Raw genomic sequence first — 19,552 nt, forward strand, 5'->3', positions numbered from 1 at the left:
TTTAAATCTAGAGTTTTAGAGTTATTTTTTTAGGATTTTTAAATCAGTTTTAACCTTTTACTTACCTCTTTTGAAAGAGGTTTTTTTTTGTTTGATGCTAATCAAAGAACCTTGTTTTTCTTGGTAAATTTAGGTAAAAATTTGTTATATACTCATAAAACAATTTCCTCTATATCTTCACTTATATCCTTAGATAATGGTTTTGATGATGTTAAGTTTGCTAAATTTAATTTTTCTAGTATAGCTGAAGCTAATTTAGCTATATTATTTTCTCCTATAAAATCTTCCATTGGTAATCGTACTTGTAGATCGGTTTCAATACGACTTCTAAGTTCCGATGCCATTAATGAGTCAATCATAGTAGCTAATGGTTCTTGTGAATTAATTTTACTAGGATTTAACTGTAGTGATACAGCTAATTCTTCTATTAAATATTTTTCTAATACAAGGGAGCGCTCTTTTGCTGGAGTTCCGAGAACTTGTTCGGGAGATATCTTGCTTTGACGGCGTGGTTTAACACCAGTATTACTAACTTTTGCCTCTTCCAGAGGAGCTACATTTGCAGCTCGTCGCAAAGTTTCAAAATTGATACGTTTTAACTTAGCATTAGTAATCTTTCCAATTACTTTTTCTGTATCATCAAATAGCCAAAGATTGCCTTGAGTTATTTGTTCATTGTTTTCATTTAGTTCTAGTTTTGCTTTTGCCCAAAGTTGTTGCCCAGAATGACCATAAAACTCAAATTTTTCTATTTCTACAAGTAAGTACATACCTGAAAGTTCCCCTGGATAACAAACAGATAATATTTGTATCCAAGCATCAATATCTCCTAGTGGAAGTAGATAATTTTTATAGGTATCTGGATTTTCTGGAAGTTGAATTTTACCGATCGCCTCCCAATCTTTTCGCCACACTGTATCTAGTAACTGACAGCTTTTGCCTAACTTAACTCCCATTTTCTCCATCATCATTGGGTAAAATTCGGAACTAGATATTTTTTCTGGATAGTTTTCAGGAGTAATTGCCGATAACTTTGTTTCTACCGGAGTTTTGCTATCAAAGCAAACCTTTCCCGAAGCATTAAGTACCCAATTTGTCAAATCGGTTTCTGTTGGCAAACTGAAAATTTTAAAAGATACTTTATCTTCACTTTCAGAACTCAAAATTACCTGCACAGTACGAGGTTCATTTTCTTCTGGCATAATTAATGCTTGAGAAATACTGATATCCTCAAAATGATAGGATAACTTGCCAAAAGCTTCTTGAACAGCAGCTACAACCATTTCCAGATAAATCACAAGATTCATTACTGGCATTCCATCTATGCGATGGTCATTTACCAGTGGTAGTCTATCTAATGTAAACTGTGATTCAAACTGAATCTCTGCCAAAGGTGAGTATAGTCGTTTATCTAATAAGGGGTGGGAAATTTTAGCATCAAGAGTTGTCGTACTGTGATTTTGAGTTTTATTAATCCAATAACGTTGTCGCTGAAATGGATAAGTAGGTAACTGTAGGCGTTGCCGTTGATAATCACGGTCAAATCCTGACCAGTCAATATCTGCACCTAGTCGATACAGTTTTGCCAGACTAGACAATAATACTTCCCAGTCAGCTTTTGTGTTATCTAAGGAAGGCAACCAAGTCCCTTGCGTAAGCTGGGGAGAAACTGTCTTTGCAAAAGTGTCAAAAGTTGGTTGTGGTGCAATTTCCACAAATAGATTGTATTCATGTTCGTATAGAGTTTGAATGCCATCAGAAAATTTAACAGTGTTATCAGTATGATTTTGCCAATATTCCGAGTTTGCTATTTCTCGTTGTGTAGCAAGTTTACCAGTCATCTTGGAAATGAAACTTATGTTGGGAGGAGAATAACTTATCTCTGACTCCTGTAGAAGAGAATTGCTATTCCCCTCTAAGAACCCTGAATTCTTTAATATGAGTTTGAGTCCATCTTCCAGACTGAATACTCCTGCTACACAAGCAGCCACATATTCCCCTATATCCTGTCCCATTACTGCATCGGGTTCTATCCCCCAAGATTTCCATAACTCAGCAAGAGCATATTCTATGGCAAATAAAGTAGCTTGACCAGAAGTTTCATCTAAATCTTTACTTCTGACTTTTGTACGGGCGATTCGTGAATCGCCCCTACTACTGACTTCTTCAAACTCTGGGTACAATATTTGTAGTAATGATTCTTTGAGGTAAGGTTGGAGAATTTCATCACAACGCTCTAATGTTTTGCGGAATGTTGGTTGAGTCTCGAAAAGCTGCCTTCCCATATTGATGTATTGGGAATCAACACCAGAAAATAAAAATGCTATCTTAGGTTTTACTGTAGACTCAGCAGGAATTTCAATAGTAGCAAGTTGTTTAAGAATTTCTGCTGGTGAGTCTCCTACCACAGCAAGGCGATAAGAAAAATGAGAACGCCCTGTATTAGATGTAAAACATATATCTGGTAACTCTATTTCTGGATGAGCTTGTAAATATTTTTGATATTTATTTTGTAACTCTTTGAGAGCATTATCCGTTTTTGCCGAAAGAGTCAATAGATGCAACGGACGTTCTAATTCTCCTTCATTTTTGAATTTTGAATTTTGAATTTTGACTTGATCAAATGACTCCAAAATTAAATGGGAATTAGTACCACTAAAAGCAAAAGAACTAATTCCGGCAAACAGTTTACCATCTTTTGTTGGCAACCAAGGAGTTAACTGGGTAGGAATATTTATAGCAGTAGCGACTTGAGCAATATGTGGATTTAATTGAGTCAGATGCAAATGGGGTGGTATTTCTTCATGCTGCATTGCCAATACTACTTTGATTAAACTTGCTATTCCCGCTCCTGCTTCCAAATGACCAATATTAGTTTTCACTGAACCTAACATTAGTGCAGGCGCTTCTGTATTTTTCCCCCGCAAAACTTCAGTCACAGCTTTCACCTCAACAGGATCTCCTAAAGATGTTCCCGTACCGTGAGCTTCCACATAACTAATATCCCCAGGAGCTACCTTGGCATTTTCCAATGCAGCTCGAATAACTTCCTGCTGTGCTTTAGCATTGGGAACTGTTAAACCACTACTGCGACCATCTTGGTTAACTGCCGAACCCTTAATCAAAGCCAGAATGTTGTCCCCATCCTCAATAGCATCAGACAAGCGTTTCAGTAGCACCATTCCACAACCCTCACCCCTACCATAACCGTCTGCAGCAGCGTCAAAAGTTTTACAACGACCATCGGGTGACAAAGCTTGAAGCTTGGACATCGCAATAGTTGTGAGAGGCGAAACCATTAAATACACCCCACCTGCAACAGCAAGATTACACTCCTTCGCACGCAAACTTTTACAAGCTAAATGGACACCTACTAGGGACGACGAACAGGCAGTTTCTACTACCATTGCTGGACCTTGCCAACCTAAACTGTAGGATAAACGACCTGCTGCTACACTCAAAGCATTTCCTGTGGCAGCATAAACATCAATATCTGTAGCACTGTCAAATAAAGCTTGTTGACCGTATTCGTTGACGCTAATACCTAAAAACACTCCGCTCTTTGTACCATTCAGTTTTTCTGGTGCAATGCCAGCATTTTCTAATGCTTCCCAACTAACTTCTAATAATAATCTCTGTTGGGGGTCCATGCTAGTGACTTCGCGGGGGTGAAGTCCAAAGAATTCAGCATCAAACTCATCAATTTTGCTTAAAAATCCTCCCTGACGAGTATAGGTTTTACCGGGAGTCTCTGGAGTGGAGTCATAGTAAGCATCAACATTCCACCTGTCACTAGGAACTTCCTGAATAGTATCCACCCCATCACGCAATATTTGCCAGAATGATTCTGGATCATTTGTCCCACCAGGAAATCTACACCCCATACCAATAATAGCTATGGGTTCTGTAGTAGCAGTTTCCAGGGCATCCAACCTAGAACGCAATTCCTTGATGGTGACAAAAGCTCGCTGTAAAGGAGATAATTCTTCTGTGTTTTGGGGGGTTGTATTCATAAGTCAGTAGCTAGTAATCAGTAGTTTTTTTTGAGTAGTCAATAGTTAGCAGTTTAAAAGTTTATGTAATAAAGTTTGGTAGTTATTGGTGGGGGTTTGTATACCAAACCCCTAGGGGGTGAAAAAAATATGTGATTCAGTGTTTCAAGCATCTAGTTTCAGACAGAGGTACTGATAACTGAAATAACCAAACCCCTACTTGTGTCTACGAACTGCTCAATGATTTTAATTCCTGGTCAATAAGTGCTGATAATTCTGCTTCTGATAACTGTTTAGCTTCTTCTTCCCAGTTGTTTTTCTGGTCTATGGTTGTATCTTGACTAGAGTCAATGTATGATTCTAAACATAATACCTCTTGTAATAGATAGTCAGTGATCGCTTCAATATTGGGATATTCAAAAGTTAAGGTTGAAGGAAATGAATGACCAGTAATATTTTGCAAGCGATTCCTGAATTCTAAAGCCATCAAAGAATCCATTCCCATCTCAAAAAAGCCAGTCTGGGGTTGAGGTACTTTATTTGTGGCCAGGGTGGCAGCTACTTCCTCCTGAATAGCAGTAATTAAAATAGCTTTTTGTTTTTTGGCAGGTACATCTTTTAATTTTTGAGCAATTTGTTCCTGCTGTGGTTGAATTGACGACTGGTTTTCTTGAGCTATTCTTGATAGCAAAGGCGGTTCCATCCCACCCATAAACTGTTGGAAAAATTTTGGCCAGTCAATAGGTAGTATACTGACTTGAGGTGGGAATTGCAAGGATTTTTGTATTTGTTCCCAAATATCTATTCCTTCTAACTTTGATATAGCTTTAATCCCCAAAGCTTTCCAACGTTGTTCATTTTTATCGTCCACAAGAGCCGCCATACCACCTTCACTCCAAGGACCCCAGTTAACAGTCAAACTAGGTAATCCCTTCGACTGTCGGTAGTGGGTAAGAGCATCCAAATAACTATTGGCCGCCACATAATTTCCTTGACCGGGAGAACCTAAAACTGATGCTATAGAAGAAAAACATACGAAAAAGTCTAAGGGTAAATCCTCGGTATAACGGTGAATATTCCACCCACCTTTTACTTTAGGAGCCATAACTTTAGCAAAACGTTGCCAATTTTGTTTTTGCAACACACCATCATCTAAGACTCCTGCTAGGTGCATTATACCACGCAAGGGTGGCAGCGACTGAGCAATATCACTAATAATTTTTTGTACGTCATTTTCCAGAGAAATATCGCCCCTTGCTAAAATTATCTTAGCACCCATTGTTTCCATTTTGGCAATACGTTCTTTGGCAAATTCGGAAACTTCTTTACGTCCCACTAAAACTAAATTTCGCGCCCCATTTTCTACCATCCACTTAGCAAATGTTAATCCTAAAGCACCACTACCACCTGTGATTAGATAAGTAGCATCAGAACGCATATCTATTTTGTTGGTAGCAGCAGAAACTTGAGATTTTGTCAACCGAGGTACATAACGTTTATTTCCTCGAATTCCGATTTCTGTCTCCCCATCTGGATGCAAAATTTCTGCCAATAACGTCGATGCTATACTTGCCACATCTGCTGATTCATCAGAAGTTAAATCTATCAACCCACCAAAAACTTCTGGATGTTCACTTGCCAAAACTCGCCCTAACCCTAACAAAGGAGCTTGAGTAACTTCTATCTCCTTCTCATTTTTGATTTCTGTAGGGGCGAACGGCCGTTCGCCCCTACGACTTTTGACTTCAATAGGTTGAGCATCTTGAGTAACCATCCATAATTTAGGCAAATTAGATGTTACTGCTTTAGTCAAAGCTTGCACTAAATGGAGAATGCTACCAGCATTTCTCAGTTGGTCTTTTTCCAAAGATTCAATTGTAGTCTCAGCAGTTGAAGTAGTTTCCAAACTCCACAAATGTACTATTCCTTTGCATGGTGGCAACTCGGTTGTCAACAGTATATCTATTAAATTTTGAAAATCTTGAAGTTGTGCCGGATTAACTCGCCGCATTTCTCGTTCACCTTTGAGGGCGATAGACCAACGTTCTTCCCCAGCAAACACAACAATACAAGTCTGCCCGCGTTTCTCTAACAAATCTACTAGGTTTTCCCATAAACGCCCATTTGATTCGGCAAATATTAACCAAGTTCCGGGAGTAAGGTTTGTTGGCAAACTAGCATTTGCCAGTGCCTTTTCCTCCCACTCCACCTGATAAAACAAATCAGAAAGATCGGATTTTTTCGACAGTTCCTTGTCTTGACTTCTTCCTTCTTCTTTCTTCCTTCTTCCTTCTTCTATCCAATACCGTTCTCTCTGAAATGGATAAGTCGGTAGTTGTAAACGTTGACGAGAATAACCTGCATCAAACCCATCCCAGTCTACCTCAACCCCTCGAACATACAATTCACTCAAGCTAGTCAATAACTGCTGCCAATCAGATATTTTTTTCCGCAACGAAGGCAACCACATTTCTGCATTCTCTGGCAAACACCTGCGCCCCATTCCCAAGAGAACAGGATGAGGACCAATTTCTAGAAAAAATTTGTATCCTTCTCGGTGCAAAGTTTCCATACTTGCAGAAAACTGTACTGCTTCCCGAATGTGCTGACACCAATAACGAGCTTGACAAACTTGATTTTCCTCTACTAACTTGCCAGTCAAATTAGAAATAAGTTTAATACTTGGGGATGAATACTGAACTTCTGATGCGACTTTAGCAAAATCATCTAACATTGGCTCCATTAATGGAGAATGGAAACCATGAGAAACATTTAACTGTCTGGTTTCTAACCCCTGTTTCTCTAGTTGAGATACCACAGTTTCTACTGCTGTCGCTTCCCCAGAAATAACTATGTTATTCTGACCGTTAATAGCTGCAATAGAAACTTGGTCAAAACTAGATGATGATATAGTCGCCCGTACTTGCTCTTCCGAGGCAAATATTGCGACCATTTTGCCATTTTTCGGCAACGCCTGCATTAGTCGTCCCCGTTCGGCAATCAATTTTAGCCCGTCTTCTAAACTGAATACTCCTGCTACACAAGCAGCAACATATTCACCTACACTATGCCCCATGACTATATCTGGCTGTATACCCCAAGACTTCCATAACTCAGCGAGAGCATATTCTATAGCAAATAGGGCAGGTTGGGTGTAAGCTGTTTCATCAAGCTCTTTCTCTAAACCTACCTCCTGCGGGGTAGAGGGATTGGCTTCTGCTTGAGATGGATACAATACTTCTAGGAGTGGTTTTGGTAAATATGGCCGGAGAATTTCATCGCAGCGTTCCAAGACTTTGCGGAATATAGGTTGAGTGTCATACAACTCTCGCCCCATATAGATGTATTGGGAACCTTGCCCAGTGAACAAAAATGCTACTTTAGGTCGAGCATTCGACGACAATGGTTCATCGAAAGAGTTGATAACAGCTAGTTTTTCGGCTATTTCTGTTGATGAATTCCCTATTAAAGCTAGTCGATGAGGAAAATGATTACGTCCTGTATTAGCTGTAAAACAGATATCTGGTAAGGACGTTCCTACATTAGTTTCTAAATAATTTTCATATCTCTCTGTTAGCTCTTTGAGAGCATCCTCTGTTTTTGCTGACAGAGTTAATAAGTGTAGCGGACGTTCTAAATAATCTTCACTTCTGAATTCAGGAGTCAGAAGTCTGACTTCTGAAGGTACTTCTCCTACTACTACATGAGCATTAGTACCACTCATGCCAAAAGAACTTATTCCGGCAAAACGTTGTTCATCGTTATTTACCTGCCAGGGAGTTAATTTGGTGGGAACCGTCACGGGCAGTTTTTCCCAAGCAATAGCAGGGTTTGGCTTGTTTAAATGTAAGTGAGCTGGAATTTCCTGATGCTGCATTACTAGCACAGTTTTGATTAAACTTGCTATTCCTGCTGCTGCTTCTAAATGCCCAATATTAGTTTTGACAGAAGCTATTGTTAAAGGTAGATCGGGAGTTCGCTCCGAGTTTAATACTTCTCCCAAAGCTTCTACTTCTATCGGGTCTCCCAGAGAAGTACCTGTTCCATGAAGTTCCGCATAACTAACTTGGTGCGGTGCAACATCAGCGTTGGCTAAAGCAGCACGAATCACTTTTTGTTGAGCTAAACCATTGGGAACAGTTAACCCACTGCTACGTCCATCGTGATTAATTGCTGAACCACGAATAACTGCTAGAATATTGTCATTATCTGAGATGGCATTGGATAGTCGCTTCAATACCACTATTCCACAGCCCTCACCCCGCCCATAACCATCTGCTGCTGCATCAAAAGTTTTGCAACGACCGTCAGCAGATAGCGCCTGCATCTGAGATAAAATTACGCTTCCGTAGGGAGAAATAATTAAATTTACTCCTCCAGCAATGGCTAGCTTACATTCTCCAGCACGCAAACTTTTACAAGCGAGATGAGTTGCCACTAGAGAAGAAGAACAAGCTGTATCTACTGCCATTGCAGGGCCTTGCCAACCCAGATAATAAGATAGACGACCTGCTGCCACACTAGGAGTATTGCCTGTAAAGAAATAAGCTCCTAAGTCATTTCCATTAGATGAATTCATCTGTTGTAGCTGCATATAGTCAGATGTATTAATCCCGATAAACACTCCATTGCAACTCCCCCTCTGTTTGCTAGGAGGAATACCAGCGTTTTCTAATGCTTCCCAACTTACTTCTAGTAATAACCTTTGCTGAGGGTCCATACCAACTGCTTCTTTGGGAGCAATACCAAAAAATTCGGCATCAAATTTATCTATCTCTTCATGTAAAAAATTACTTTGACGGACATACATCTTACCCTTAGTTCCGGGGTCAGGATGGTAGTATGAATCAATATCCCATCGTTCTGGTGGTACTTCTATAGCTGCATCTATCCCCCTGCGCAATAGTTCCCAGAAAGCATCAGGGTTACTTGCACCTCCAGGAAATCTGCATCCCATTCCAACGATAGCGATCGGTTCTTTTTCTACTTTTTTAAACTCTTCAACTTTTGCCCGTAATTGCTTAACTAATAGCAATAGTCGTTTAGATGAAGATAAGTTTTGGGTTTCTTCTGACAAATTATCCATTTATTTTAAAAAAAAATTAATTTATTTTAAAAGTGTTTCTACTTCGAGAATTTCTTGAAGTATTGAATCTTCTAGTTCATCTTCTGACAATTCTTCTATTTGTGAAAAATCGTCAATAGTATTATTATTTTGAGTTTCTTTTATTTCTTTATTTTCTGTTTTAGCGTACCCCAATAAATCCTCAAGTATATAACTAGATAAAGATGAAATATTAGGGTAATTAAAAGCTAAAGTATCAGACAGAGTAACTAACAATGTTTTTTCCAGTCTTTTCTTTAACTCTATAATCATCAACGAATCCATACCCATTTCAAAAAAACCTATTTCTGGGTCTGGTAGTTGTGAAGATGGCAATTTTAAAACACTAGCAATTTGATTTTGTAAGTAATTAATTAAAAAAGGTAGACGTTCTTTTTGAGGAGTTTTCTCTAAAATATGGATCAACTCTGAATCCGTTTTTAGTTTTTCTAAATCCTCTACTTGCGTCACAGAATTATTTTCTAAGATATTTTCTATTTTATCAAATAATTGTAATTCTGAATCTGAAAATTCTGTAGTTGTTTTTAAATAATTAATTAAACTTTGAATATTATTTTGATGGCCACTAGAAACCATCATACTTTGGGTATTATGGGAAGAATCAACAGTTGCTGTTTCCACCCAATATCGTTGTCGTTGAAATGGATAAGTTGGCAATGTCACTTTCTGACAAGTATAATCTTTGTCAACTGCCACCCAATCTATTTTAGCTCCCCGTACATACAACTCTCCTAAACTGGATAACATCTGTTGCCATTCATCTACTCCAGGACGCAATGATGGCAACCACACACCTATATCATCTGCTAAACATCGCCTTCCCATCCCTAATAATATTGGTTTAGGCCCAATCTCCAGGAAAATTTCAGTATCTTGTTTATACAAAGTTTCAATCCCTTGGGCAAACAGCACTGGTTGGCGTACATGATTTACCCATCTCTTTGCTGGCATATCACCGTTCCTTCCAGGTGAGGTAGCAACTGAAGCGATACTATCATCTACTACTGTTCCTGTTAGGTTTGATATTATTGGTATTTTGGGTTTACTATAGGTGAGTTGATTAGCTACTGCTTCAAACTCTGCCAACATAGGTTCCATTAATGGTGAATGGAAAGCATGGGATACCTCTAGTTGTTTAGTTTTGATTCCCTCAGTTTCTAAACTACTAACAACAGCTCTGAGTACAGTTGACTCTCCAGAAATAACGATGCTTTCTAGCCCATTTATTGCTGCAATAGCTATTTCGGGATACCGAGCTATAAATGTTTGAACTCTTGACTCTGATGCCATCACAGCAAACATATCACCACCTGGAGGTAACTGTTGCATCAACCGTCCTCGCTCGGCAATCAGTTTCAGACCATCTTCTAAACTGAAAATTCCTGCTACTGTTGCTGCTACATATTCTCCCACACTATGACCCATGACTATATCTGGTTTGATTCCCCAGGATTGCCATAGTTCTGCTAGAGCATATTCTATAGCAAATAGAGTAGGTTGGGTATAAGCAGTTTGATTTAATATGGATGAGTTGGATGCGTTTATGTCTTCAGGATAGAGAATTTCTAGTAGGGAGGTTGTATGCAATGTGCCTAAGATTTCGTCACATTTATTAACAGCTTCTCGGAATACTGATGATTCCTGATAAAGTTGCCTCCCCATATTTACATATTGGGAACCTTGCCCTGTGAATAAAAAGGCGATTTTAGGTTTAGCATTATTGTTGGGCAGTTTTCCCGAACAAATTCCTGGTACGGACGTTGCATGCAACGTCCCTGCTTTGTATTCTCGGAGTTTTTCTTCTAATTCTTTTTTGTTAGAAGCAATGACTGCTAATCTCTGGTTAAAGTGGGTACGTCCAGTATTAGCTGTGTAGCAAATATCTGCTAACTTACTGTCATTATTGTCTTCTCTTAGATAATTTTGATAACTAAAAACCAACTCAGAAAGAGCCGTTTCTGTTTTAGCTGAGAAAGTTAATAAATGCAACGAACGTTCTGAATAATTTACTTCTTGCAAAGAAACTGCACTATTATCACTTCTGACTTCTGACTTCTGACTTCTGATTTCTAGTGGTGCTTCTTCTACAACTACATGAGCATTAGTGCCACTAAAACCAAAAGAGCTAACCGCAGCTCGCCTTGGTTTATCTTGAAGTGCTTCCCAATTTTTCAATTCTGTATTGACATAAAATGGGCTATTTTCAAAATTAATATGTGGATTTGGTTGATTAAAATGTAGCGAAGGAACTAACTTCTGGTTTTTGAGACACAAAATTGTCTTGATTAAACCAGAAACTCCGGCAGCAGCAGCGGAATGACCAATATTAGTCTTTACCGATCCAATCGCACAAAACTTTTTCTTGTTTGTCCACTTAGAAAATGTTTCTGTTAAAGCTTCTACTTCTATTGGATCACCTAGAGGTGTTGCTGTACCGTGAGCTTCTACATAACTAATAGTTTCTGGGTTAATGCCAAATTTCTGATAAACTGCTTCTTCTAAGCTAGCTTGAGATTGACTACTAGGGGCACTAATACCGTTAGTATTACCATCATAATTAACTCCTGTTGCCTTAATCACTCCATATATATGGTCGTTATCTTGAATCGCTTGACTATACCTTTTCAATAAGACAACACCACAACCTTCGCTCCAAACTGTACCTGACGCTGAAGCATCAAAAGTTTTACAACGTCCTTCAGGAGACACCATTTGAAACTGGCTCGTTACTATTTGCAAGTCTGCTGTTGACAGAACAGTAATACCACCAGCGATCGCCATTTCGCTCTCTCCCCGTTGTATGCTTTCACAAGCTTGATGAACAGCTACTAATGACGACGAGCAAGCAGTATCAATAGCTACTACTGGCCCGCGCAAGTCAAGTAAATAGGCAATTCTTGCTGGTATAACGGACAGAATATTTCCTGTCAGTGCCATTCTATTGGTATCTAATCCAGAAATTGACAATAACTTGCTATAATCACCATTTGTTGATGCTCCAACAAACACTCCATATTGTTTACCTTTGAGAGAATCAGTAGCATATCCAGCATCCTCTATAGCATGATAAGCTTCTTCTAAAAATATTCTTTGTTGAGGCTCCATAAACTGAGCTTCATCGGGAGAAATTTGAAAGAATAAAGGGTCAAATTTTTCAACTTCATCTAAAAAACCAGCACATTTTGAATAGGAAGTACCTGGATGTTCTGGGTCTGAATGATACCAGTTTTTTTCTTCCCATCTTCCGGGAGGAACTTCTGTTACACTGTCAACTCCATTCTTTAAATTGTCCCAAAATTCTTTCCAGTTTCTTGCACCTGGGTATCGACATGACATTCCAACAATTGCTATATCTGTATTATCAATTGAAGTAGACAGAACCCTATCTTTTTTTGACTTTAGTTCTGCAATTTCTGACCGGAAAATGTTCTTGGCATTATCTAAAGACATTTCTCCCGAACTTAATAAAGATAATACATCCTCTGATTTTTCTGTATTTATCCTATTAGTTTTCCGGGTTTTAGTTATATCATTTGAGGTAGAGAGAACCCTATCTTTTTTTGACTTTAGTTCTGCAATTTCTGCTCGGAAAATGTTCTTAGCATTGTCTAAAGACATTTCTCCCGAACTCAATAAAGATAATACATCCTCTGATTTTTCTGTGTTTATCCTATTAGTTTGCCTGGAATTTGTTATATCCTTTGAGGTAGACAGAACCCTATCTTTTTCCGACTTTAGTTCTGCAATTTCTGCTCGGAAAATGTTCTTAGCATTGTTTAAAGACATTTCTCCCGAACTTAATAAAGATAATATATCCTCTGTATTTTCTGTATTTATCCTATTAGTTTTCCTGGAGTCAATTATATTCTTCGGAGCTTTTTCTTCTCCAATAATCCCCCGAAATAGTTCCTTGGCATTCTTTAAAGAAACTTCACCTGATTGTAATTTATTTAATAATATTTCCTGTTGATGTTGAATTGTCTCTCCTTGAGATGCAAAATCAGTTTCTATCTCCCGACTAATTTCTGTAACATTGTGTGGCGTACTGCTAAGTTTTAATCGATCATAATTTATCTTAATCCTATTTTCTACCTCTGGTTGATGAAAGGTTATTTGGTGCATCTTTAGTTCTTTTTTAACCACAAAAGGCAACTTTTCTTTAAGTTCTGAAATATAATTTTCTTTTAAAATTACTAAAGATAATCTCGGCTTTTCTACCAGTTCACTAGCTATTTTTTTTGCATAATTTAGCACTTCATTCCTTGGCATAACTGGAAAAGGAATACCTCTATCTGCTAGTTCTTGACCGCTATAGCTTCTGGCTGTAAAGGTCATTTCTTGCCCTAATTCTTCTCCTAGTTTCTTAGGCAACATATATGTTACTCCTACCCCTGGAGTAAAACCATATTTCATAAAGTTACTAGCATAAAAACTTTCTCGACTTAGTACCAAAAAATCCGCATATAAACCAAGAGCTAAACCTCCTCCTAATGCGTGACCTTCCATAGCAGCAATAACTGGAATAGGACATTTTAATGGTAAACTCAATATTTCAAAAGCATCGCTACATTCAACTTCTCCTCTAAAAATTGACATTAATTGTTCTCGAGTACCACCAGTAGAAAAATAACGATTAGTTCCTGTTAGTATGACTACTTTATAGGTAGAGTTATTGCTAACTATTTGGAAACATCGAAACAATTCTGTCATCAATTTCTCAGAAAGGACATTGTGATTTTCCTCATCTTGCATCACAATTTGGACAATCCCTTTCTCTAACTCTACAAGTTTTACTATTTCTGTATCTGTTATTATCGAATTTATCATAAAGTTTATGTTTTCTATATAAATAGAAGAATTCTAAATTGATTGTGTCAAACTTCCATTTTGTTTTCTGTTCTCATATATGACGTTATTTAAAACTTTTAATTTTGCCTTATTACTCTAATAATTCCTATGTAGTTTAAATATGCAGAACTTACACCCATTCATACTCTCGGTGAAATTCCTTAATTTGTTTCAACACTAATCTACCTTTACCTTCTATCTGTTTCCAGACTTCAGGAAAAAGTTCATAGTCTAAAGTTACATTTCTAGTTCCAAAAGCAACTACACTACTTTTATAAAGTAAATGTTCGTATTCGTTCCAACTTAAAGAATGGCGTTGTGCCAACTGTGCAGAAATTCCCTGTTGAGCTTGACTTTGCTTTCCTTCTGGAGTCACAAACCCACTATAAAATTCTGAACAACAACCAGAGCCATAAGAAAACATCCCAATCCGTCGAGGTTGATCGAATTCTCCATTGTCAATAGTGCTAGCTAGAGATAAAAGCACTGTTGCTCCCATAATATTACCCACTTGTTGACAATAAACTAACCCCGGCATCACCCTTCTTTGAAAATCTTCCTCAATCTCCAATGGTTTAGCCTTTTTCATTTTGCGCATCATACTTCTATGGGCGCCTTTAACCATACCACCAAAGGGTGTATGAAAACTCAAATAATTAAAAGTTTTTTGGTAGTCAACTCCATTTACTCGCTCTTGATATTCTAGGTAAGCATTTTCACAACAATCTAAATAAGAAAGAAGTGATAAATCTGCATCTCCTGCTTCTGAATCTGGATTTGGCCTACAGGTATCCATGACTTCATAACCATAGTAACCATTGCAACCTACATCAACTTGAAAAATTTTAGGAATATCGCTAACTAGAATTGCTACTGCTCCTGCGCCATTACTAGGTTCGGCAAAAGACCAGTCTTCGCTTAAAGCTTCCCCTCCTTCTGCAACTGAGAAACGAGATATATCAGTTGCTATTACTAAAGCTTTAGCTCCTGGAGATGTTTGGGATAAAATAAAGTTCAATGCTATCTGCAAACCTGCTGTACCTGAATAGCAAGCTTGCTTAACTTCAAACATCCGACAAATGCGACTTAACCCCAAATAATCCTGAATATAGGTACTCATAGATTTACCAAAATCAATGCCAGACTCACTACAAGTTACTACCATTTCTATAGATTTTTTCTCTGAGTCGCTCAAGCTATCTATGATTGGTTTAGCAGCATTAACTGCATAAGAAACAGGGTCTTCATAAGGCATCGCCACCGTTTTCTCTTTCATCATTAAATTATCGAAGCGAGTCATTTCTAATTGACGCGCTTGTGCAAGCATTTGTACATCTAATTTGGCTATTCCTCCATATACATTTAGTGCTTCAATCCCTACTTGTTGCATCACTTTAACTCCTCAGAAATTAAATAATATTAATTGGCGCGAGCTTTTTGTTTTAACTTTTCAATCATTTGATTTGCCACTTTAGTAGACAACTCTTTTTGCGCTACCCATTCAAGTATTGAATCTAATTCTTGCATCAAACTATCTTGTAATTCACTAGAGAAATCCATGTTTTTAGTCAATGAATCATCAACTTGATTGCGGGGTAATTCTTGTTTTATAGGAGCAGCAGTTAAATTTTGATAATCAATTTCTTGTTTAATATATTCTGCCAGTTTGAATAGAGTAGGATAATTATAAACTTGAGTTACTTTAATATCCAATCCATAATGTTTATTAATACTATTAATCCATTCAACTCCTACAATAGAATCTAATCCCAAGTCGATAAATTTCTTGTTTTCTATTATTTCCCTTGGCTCTACATACATTGCATTAGCTAACTTTTGTTTCAGGGTTTCTTTAATATCTAAAAAATTTACCTGAGCATTAGATTCAGAAGCTTCTGTTTTCAGGAAAATTTTAGGAGCTTCCACAGGAACTTTTTTCTGATTTGACAACTCTTGAGTAATATATCGTGTTAATTCCAACACAGTAGGATAATTATATACTTGAGTTACTTTAATATCCAATCCATAATGTTTATTGATACTATTAATCCATTCAACTCCTACAATAGAATCTAATCCCAAGTCGATAAATTTCTTGTTTTCTATTATTTCGCTTGGCTCTACATACATTGCATTAGCTAACTTTTGTTTCAGGGTTTCTTTAATTTCATTAAAATCTAAGTTATCCCTAGTTACTAAAGACTGAAAATTTGAAATTTCAGTATTTTTTTGCTGTAAATCTAAAATTTCAGTATTTTTTTGTTGTTTTACAAAGCTTGTTGATGATGATTTTGCTACAGACATTGAATCTAGATTTAATAATTCAATCTTGACTTTCTGCCCTCTTTGTCGATTTGTTTGTGTTTGGGTTTTTAATAATTGTGGTTCGGATAAACTTTTACTAACTTTGTTGTTAGGAATATTTTTAATCCAATAACTTTTTCTTTGCCAGGGATATGTTGGTAACTCCACCTTCTGATCAGAATAATCCCTGTAAAATTCCAACCAATCTACTTTAATTCCTCTTATATAAAATTCACTCAGACTTTGCAGCATTTGTAGCCAGTCTTGCTTCCCTGGACGCAAACTTGGCAGCCATAGCTTTTTGCTTCCCATGAGACACTCGCGTCCCATCCCTAATAATATTGGTTTGGGTCCAATTTCTAGAAGAATTTCAGAGCCTTCTTGCTGTAACGCTTCCATCCCTTGAGCAAAACGCACTGGTTGACGGATATGATCTACCCAATATTTGGCAGAAGCAATACTATTATCTGCTGTTGTTCCTGTAAGGTTAGATATGATTGTTATCTGAGGATTATTGTATGTGATTTGATTTGCTACTTCTTCAAACTCTGCCAACATCGGTTCCATTAATTGCGAATGGAAGGCATGAGATACTTGTAGCTGTTTGGTTTTAATTCCTGATCTCTCTAAACTATTAACAACTGAGTTAACCGCAACAGATTCCCCTGAAATTACTATACTTTCTGGTCCATTAATTGCTGCTATAGATATTTCAGGAACAGAAGCGATAGCCTCTCTAACGTCAGACTCCGAAGCCATCACAGAAACCATCTCTCCTCCAGAAGGCAACTGCTGCATTAAGCTACCTCTGGCTGCAATTAATTTCAGACCGTCTTCTAGACTGAATATTCCAGCTACACAAGCTGCAACATATTCACCCACACTATGACCCATAACTGCATCCGGCTTTACCCCCCAAGAATCCCACAATTTATACAGAGCATACTCTACAGCAAACAAAGTCGGTTGAGTATAAGCAGTTTGGTTAAGTAGGGATGAATCATAATCATCTTTATTGGCTGGATATAGAATTTCTTTTAAAGATGTTTTATCTAACTTCCCAAGAATTTCATCACATTTGTCAATAGCTTCACGGAATACTGGCGCTTGTTCATAGAGTTGCCTTCCCATATCTACATATTGAGCACCTTGGCCTGTGAAGAGAAAGGCAATTTTTGGTACTGCAACATCATCGGACAATTCTCCAGAAAAGAGACTACTTACTTCCTCTGAGAGTCTGTACTTTTGGAGTTTTGTTACTAATTCTTCTCGGTTAGAGGCGATCGCTGCCAGTCTATAGTCAAATTGTTCCCTTCCTATATTGGCTGTGTAGCAAATATCAGCTATCTCTAATTCAGGATGATTTTCGAGATGATTTTGATAACTAACGACTAAATCTTGAAGAGCTTTTTCTGTTTTTGCTGAGAGAGTTAATAAATCAATTGAACGTTCTAAATTATCTGCATCTGACAGAGGAGCTACCCTATCATTACGAGTTCTGACTTGAACTGGTGCTTCTTCTATAATTGTGTGAGCGTTCACACCACCTATTCCAAAAGAGCTAACTCCAGCACGTCTTGGAATTTCCTCACCTGATTTTGTTCTTAACTTTTTCCATTCTTGAGTTTTATCAATTATATAAAACGGACTATCTTTTAAATTAATGCGTGGATTTAATTCCTTAAAGTTGACAATAGTCGGCAATTTCTTATGCTTCATTGCCAAAAGAACTTTAATAACTCCAGCAATTCCCGCAGCTCCTTCCAAATGTCCAATATTACTTTTTACTGCCCCCAAACCACAATAGGATTTTTTTGACTTTCCTAACCCATATTGCTGATGCAATTGTTTAAATCCTCGTTTGAGAGCATTAATTTCAATAGGATCTCCTAAGGGTGTACCCGTTCCATGAGCTTCAATATAAGATACTGTATTAGGTGGAATCTTAGCTTTAGTATAAGCAGAACGCAAAACTTGAGCTTGAGCATAAACATTGGGAGATGTCAAAGTTCTAGCTCTACCTCCGTGATTTATCGCACTCCCTTTGATTACGCCATAAATGCGATCGCCATCCTCTATGGCTTTCTCTAATGGTTTTAATAAAATTACTCCCGCTCCCTCTCCCCGAACATAACCATCAGCAGAGCTGTCAAAAGTTTTGCATTGTCCAGTAGGAGATAACATTCCAAGTTGACTCATTTGGATATATGTTGTAGATGTAAACAACACACTGATTCCACCTACAAGTGCAGTTTCACATTCCAACTGTTGCAGGGAACTAACAGCATAATGAATTGCTACCAGGGAACTTGAGCAAGCTGTATCTATAGGAATACTTGGGCCGTGAAAGTTGAAGTAGGAAGAAATGCGATTGGGAATCATACAAGTCCAAGTTCCTGTACCACTATGTCCCTCAATGCTTTCTTCGTTTTTGTTCATCAACAGAATTGAATCATAACTACAAGCTCCGATGAAAACACCTACATTTTTTCCTGATAGTTGAGATGGTGAATAGCCGGCATCTTCCATACAAGACCAGCTCAATTCCAGCATCATCCTCTGTTGCGGGTCTAAACTTGTTGCTTCTCTAGGAGAAATACCAAAAAAATGGGTATCAAACTGGTCTACCCCTTCAATTAATCCTCCCCACTTGCTGATACTTTTGTTTGGTTGCTCAGGAGTAGCAGAATAATATTTATCTACTTCCCACCTTTGGGAAGGAACTTCACTGATACTATTGACTCCCAGTTCAAGATTTTGCCAAAACTGTTTGTAGTCATTAGCTCCAGGAAATCGACACGCCATACCAATGATGGCAATATTAGTAAAAGCACCCTGTTGTTCTCGGTTCATAAAATTAACCTTATATTCATCACAAGAATCTCTAAATCAAAATATTGTTATTGTTGCTAGATATATTTTTTTATGGTTTGATTGCCTCGCGGTAGAGTTGGATCGAATTTAAATACTGCGGTTTGCTTTTAGATAAGCAAAATGACAGATTAATTAATAAAATTTCTTAAAAAAATACCCTAATATTTGTCATATCTGAACCACCTAAGTTTATACCTATTAGATAATCTTGTACCAGAAAAACCTAGATATCACAATACTGAAGGTGTTATAGCGTAACCATATCCATAATACTTTACCCTTTATTTTATTGATATAACATCTCAATAAGATTAGTTTACTATCTTAACGACTTAGCTTCAATCGTGCAACTCCTATCAATAAATATTATTAATAAAAAATTAATTATTTGTTTTTATTATATATTATC

Annotated in this window: 5 protein-coding genes; all 5 read right to left on the bottom strand. The window is 37.5% G+C overall.

Going from position 1 to position 19,552, the window contains the following annotated elements:
• Positions 1-152 precede the first annotated feature (152 nt).
• Complete coding sequence (locus F6K06_RS18525) at positions 153-4,013, bottom strand: beta-ketoacyl synthase N-terminal-like domain-containing protein (protein ID WP_287242711.1); 3,861 nt, start codon at positions 4,011-4,013, stop codon at positions 153-155.
• Between the two features lie 205 nt (positions 4,014-4,218).
• A complete protein-coding gene (locus F6K06_RS18530) occupies positions 4,219-9,078 on the bottom strand; it encodes a type I polyketide synthase (protein WP_287242713.1) in 4,860 nt (1,619 codons plus the stop codon).
• Between the two features lie 21 nt (positions 9,079-9,099).
• Entirely contained in the window at positions 9,100-13,944 is a 4,845-nt protein-coding gene (locus F6K06_RS18535; protein WP_287242715.1) for a polyketide synthase, read from the bottom strand.
• Positions 13,945-14,095: 151 nt separating this feature from the next.
• Positions 14,096-15,355, bottom strand: a complete 1,260-nt coding sequence (locus F6K06_RS18540) for a hydroxymethylglutaryl-CoA synthase family protein (RefSeq protein WP_287242735.1) — start codon at positions 15,353-15,355, stop codon at positions 14,096-14,098.
• 29 nt (positions 15,356-15,384) lie between these two features.
• The gene (locus F6K06_RS18545) at positions 15,385-19,122 is read right to left on the bottom strand and encodes a beta-ketoacyl synthase N-terminal-like domain-containing protein (RefSeq protein ID WP_287242716.1); all 3,738 of its coding nucleotides are present in this window, start codon (positions 19,120-19,122) and stop codon (positions 15,385-15,387) included.
• Positions 19,123-19,552 lie beyond the last annotated feature (430 nt).

The sequence above is a fragment of the Okeania sp. SIO1H4 genome (genome assembly GCF_010672695.1).
Lineage (GTDB): Bacteria > Cyanobacteriota > Cyanobacteriia > Cyanobacteriales > Microcoleaceae > Okeania > Okeania hirsuta.

What these genes read in the sequence shown, in the direction of transcription:
- F6K06_RS18525 (WP_287242711.1), bottom strand. Translation starts at nt 4,013, where the DNA reads ATGAATACAACCCCCCAAAACACAGAAGAATTATCTCCTTTACAGCGA.
- F6K06_RS18545 (WP_287242716.1), bottom strand. Translation starts at nt 19,122, where the DNA reads ATGAACCGAGAACAACAGGGTGCTTTTACTAATATTGCCATCATTGGT.
- F6K06_RS18530 (WP_287242713.1), bottom strand. Translation starts at nt 9,078, where the DNA reads ATGGATAATTTGTCAGAAGAAACCCAAAACTTATCTTCATCTAAACGA.
- F6K06_RS18540 (WP_287242735.1), bottom strand. Translation starts at nt 15,355, where the DNA reads ATGCAACAAGTAGGGATTGAAGCACTAAATGTATATGGAGGAATAGCC.
- F6K06_RS18535 (WP_287242715.1), bottom strand. Translation starts at nt 13,944, where the DNA reads ATGATAAATTCGATAATAACAGATACAGAAATAGTAAAACTTGTAGAG.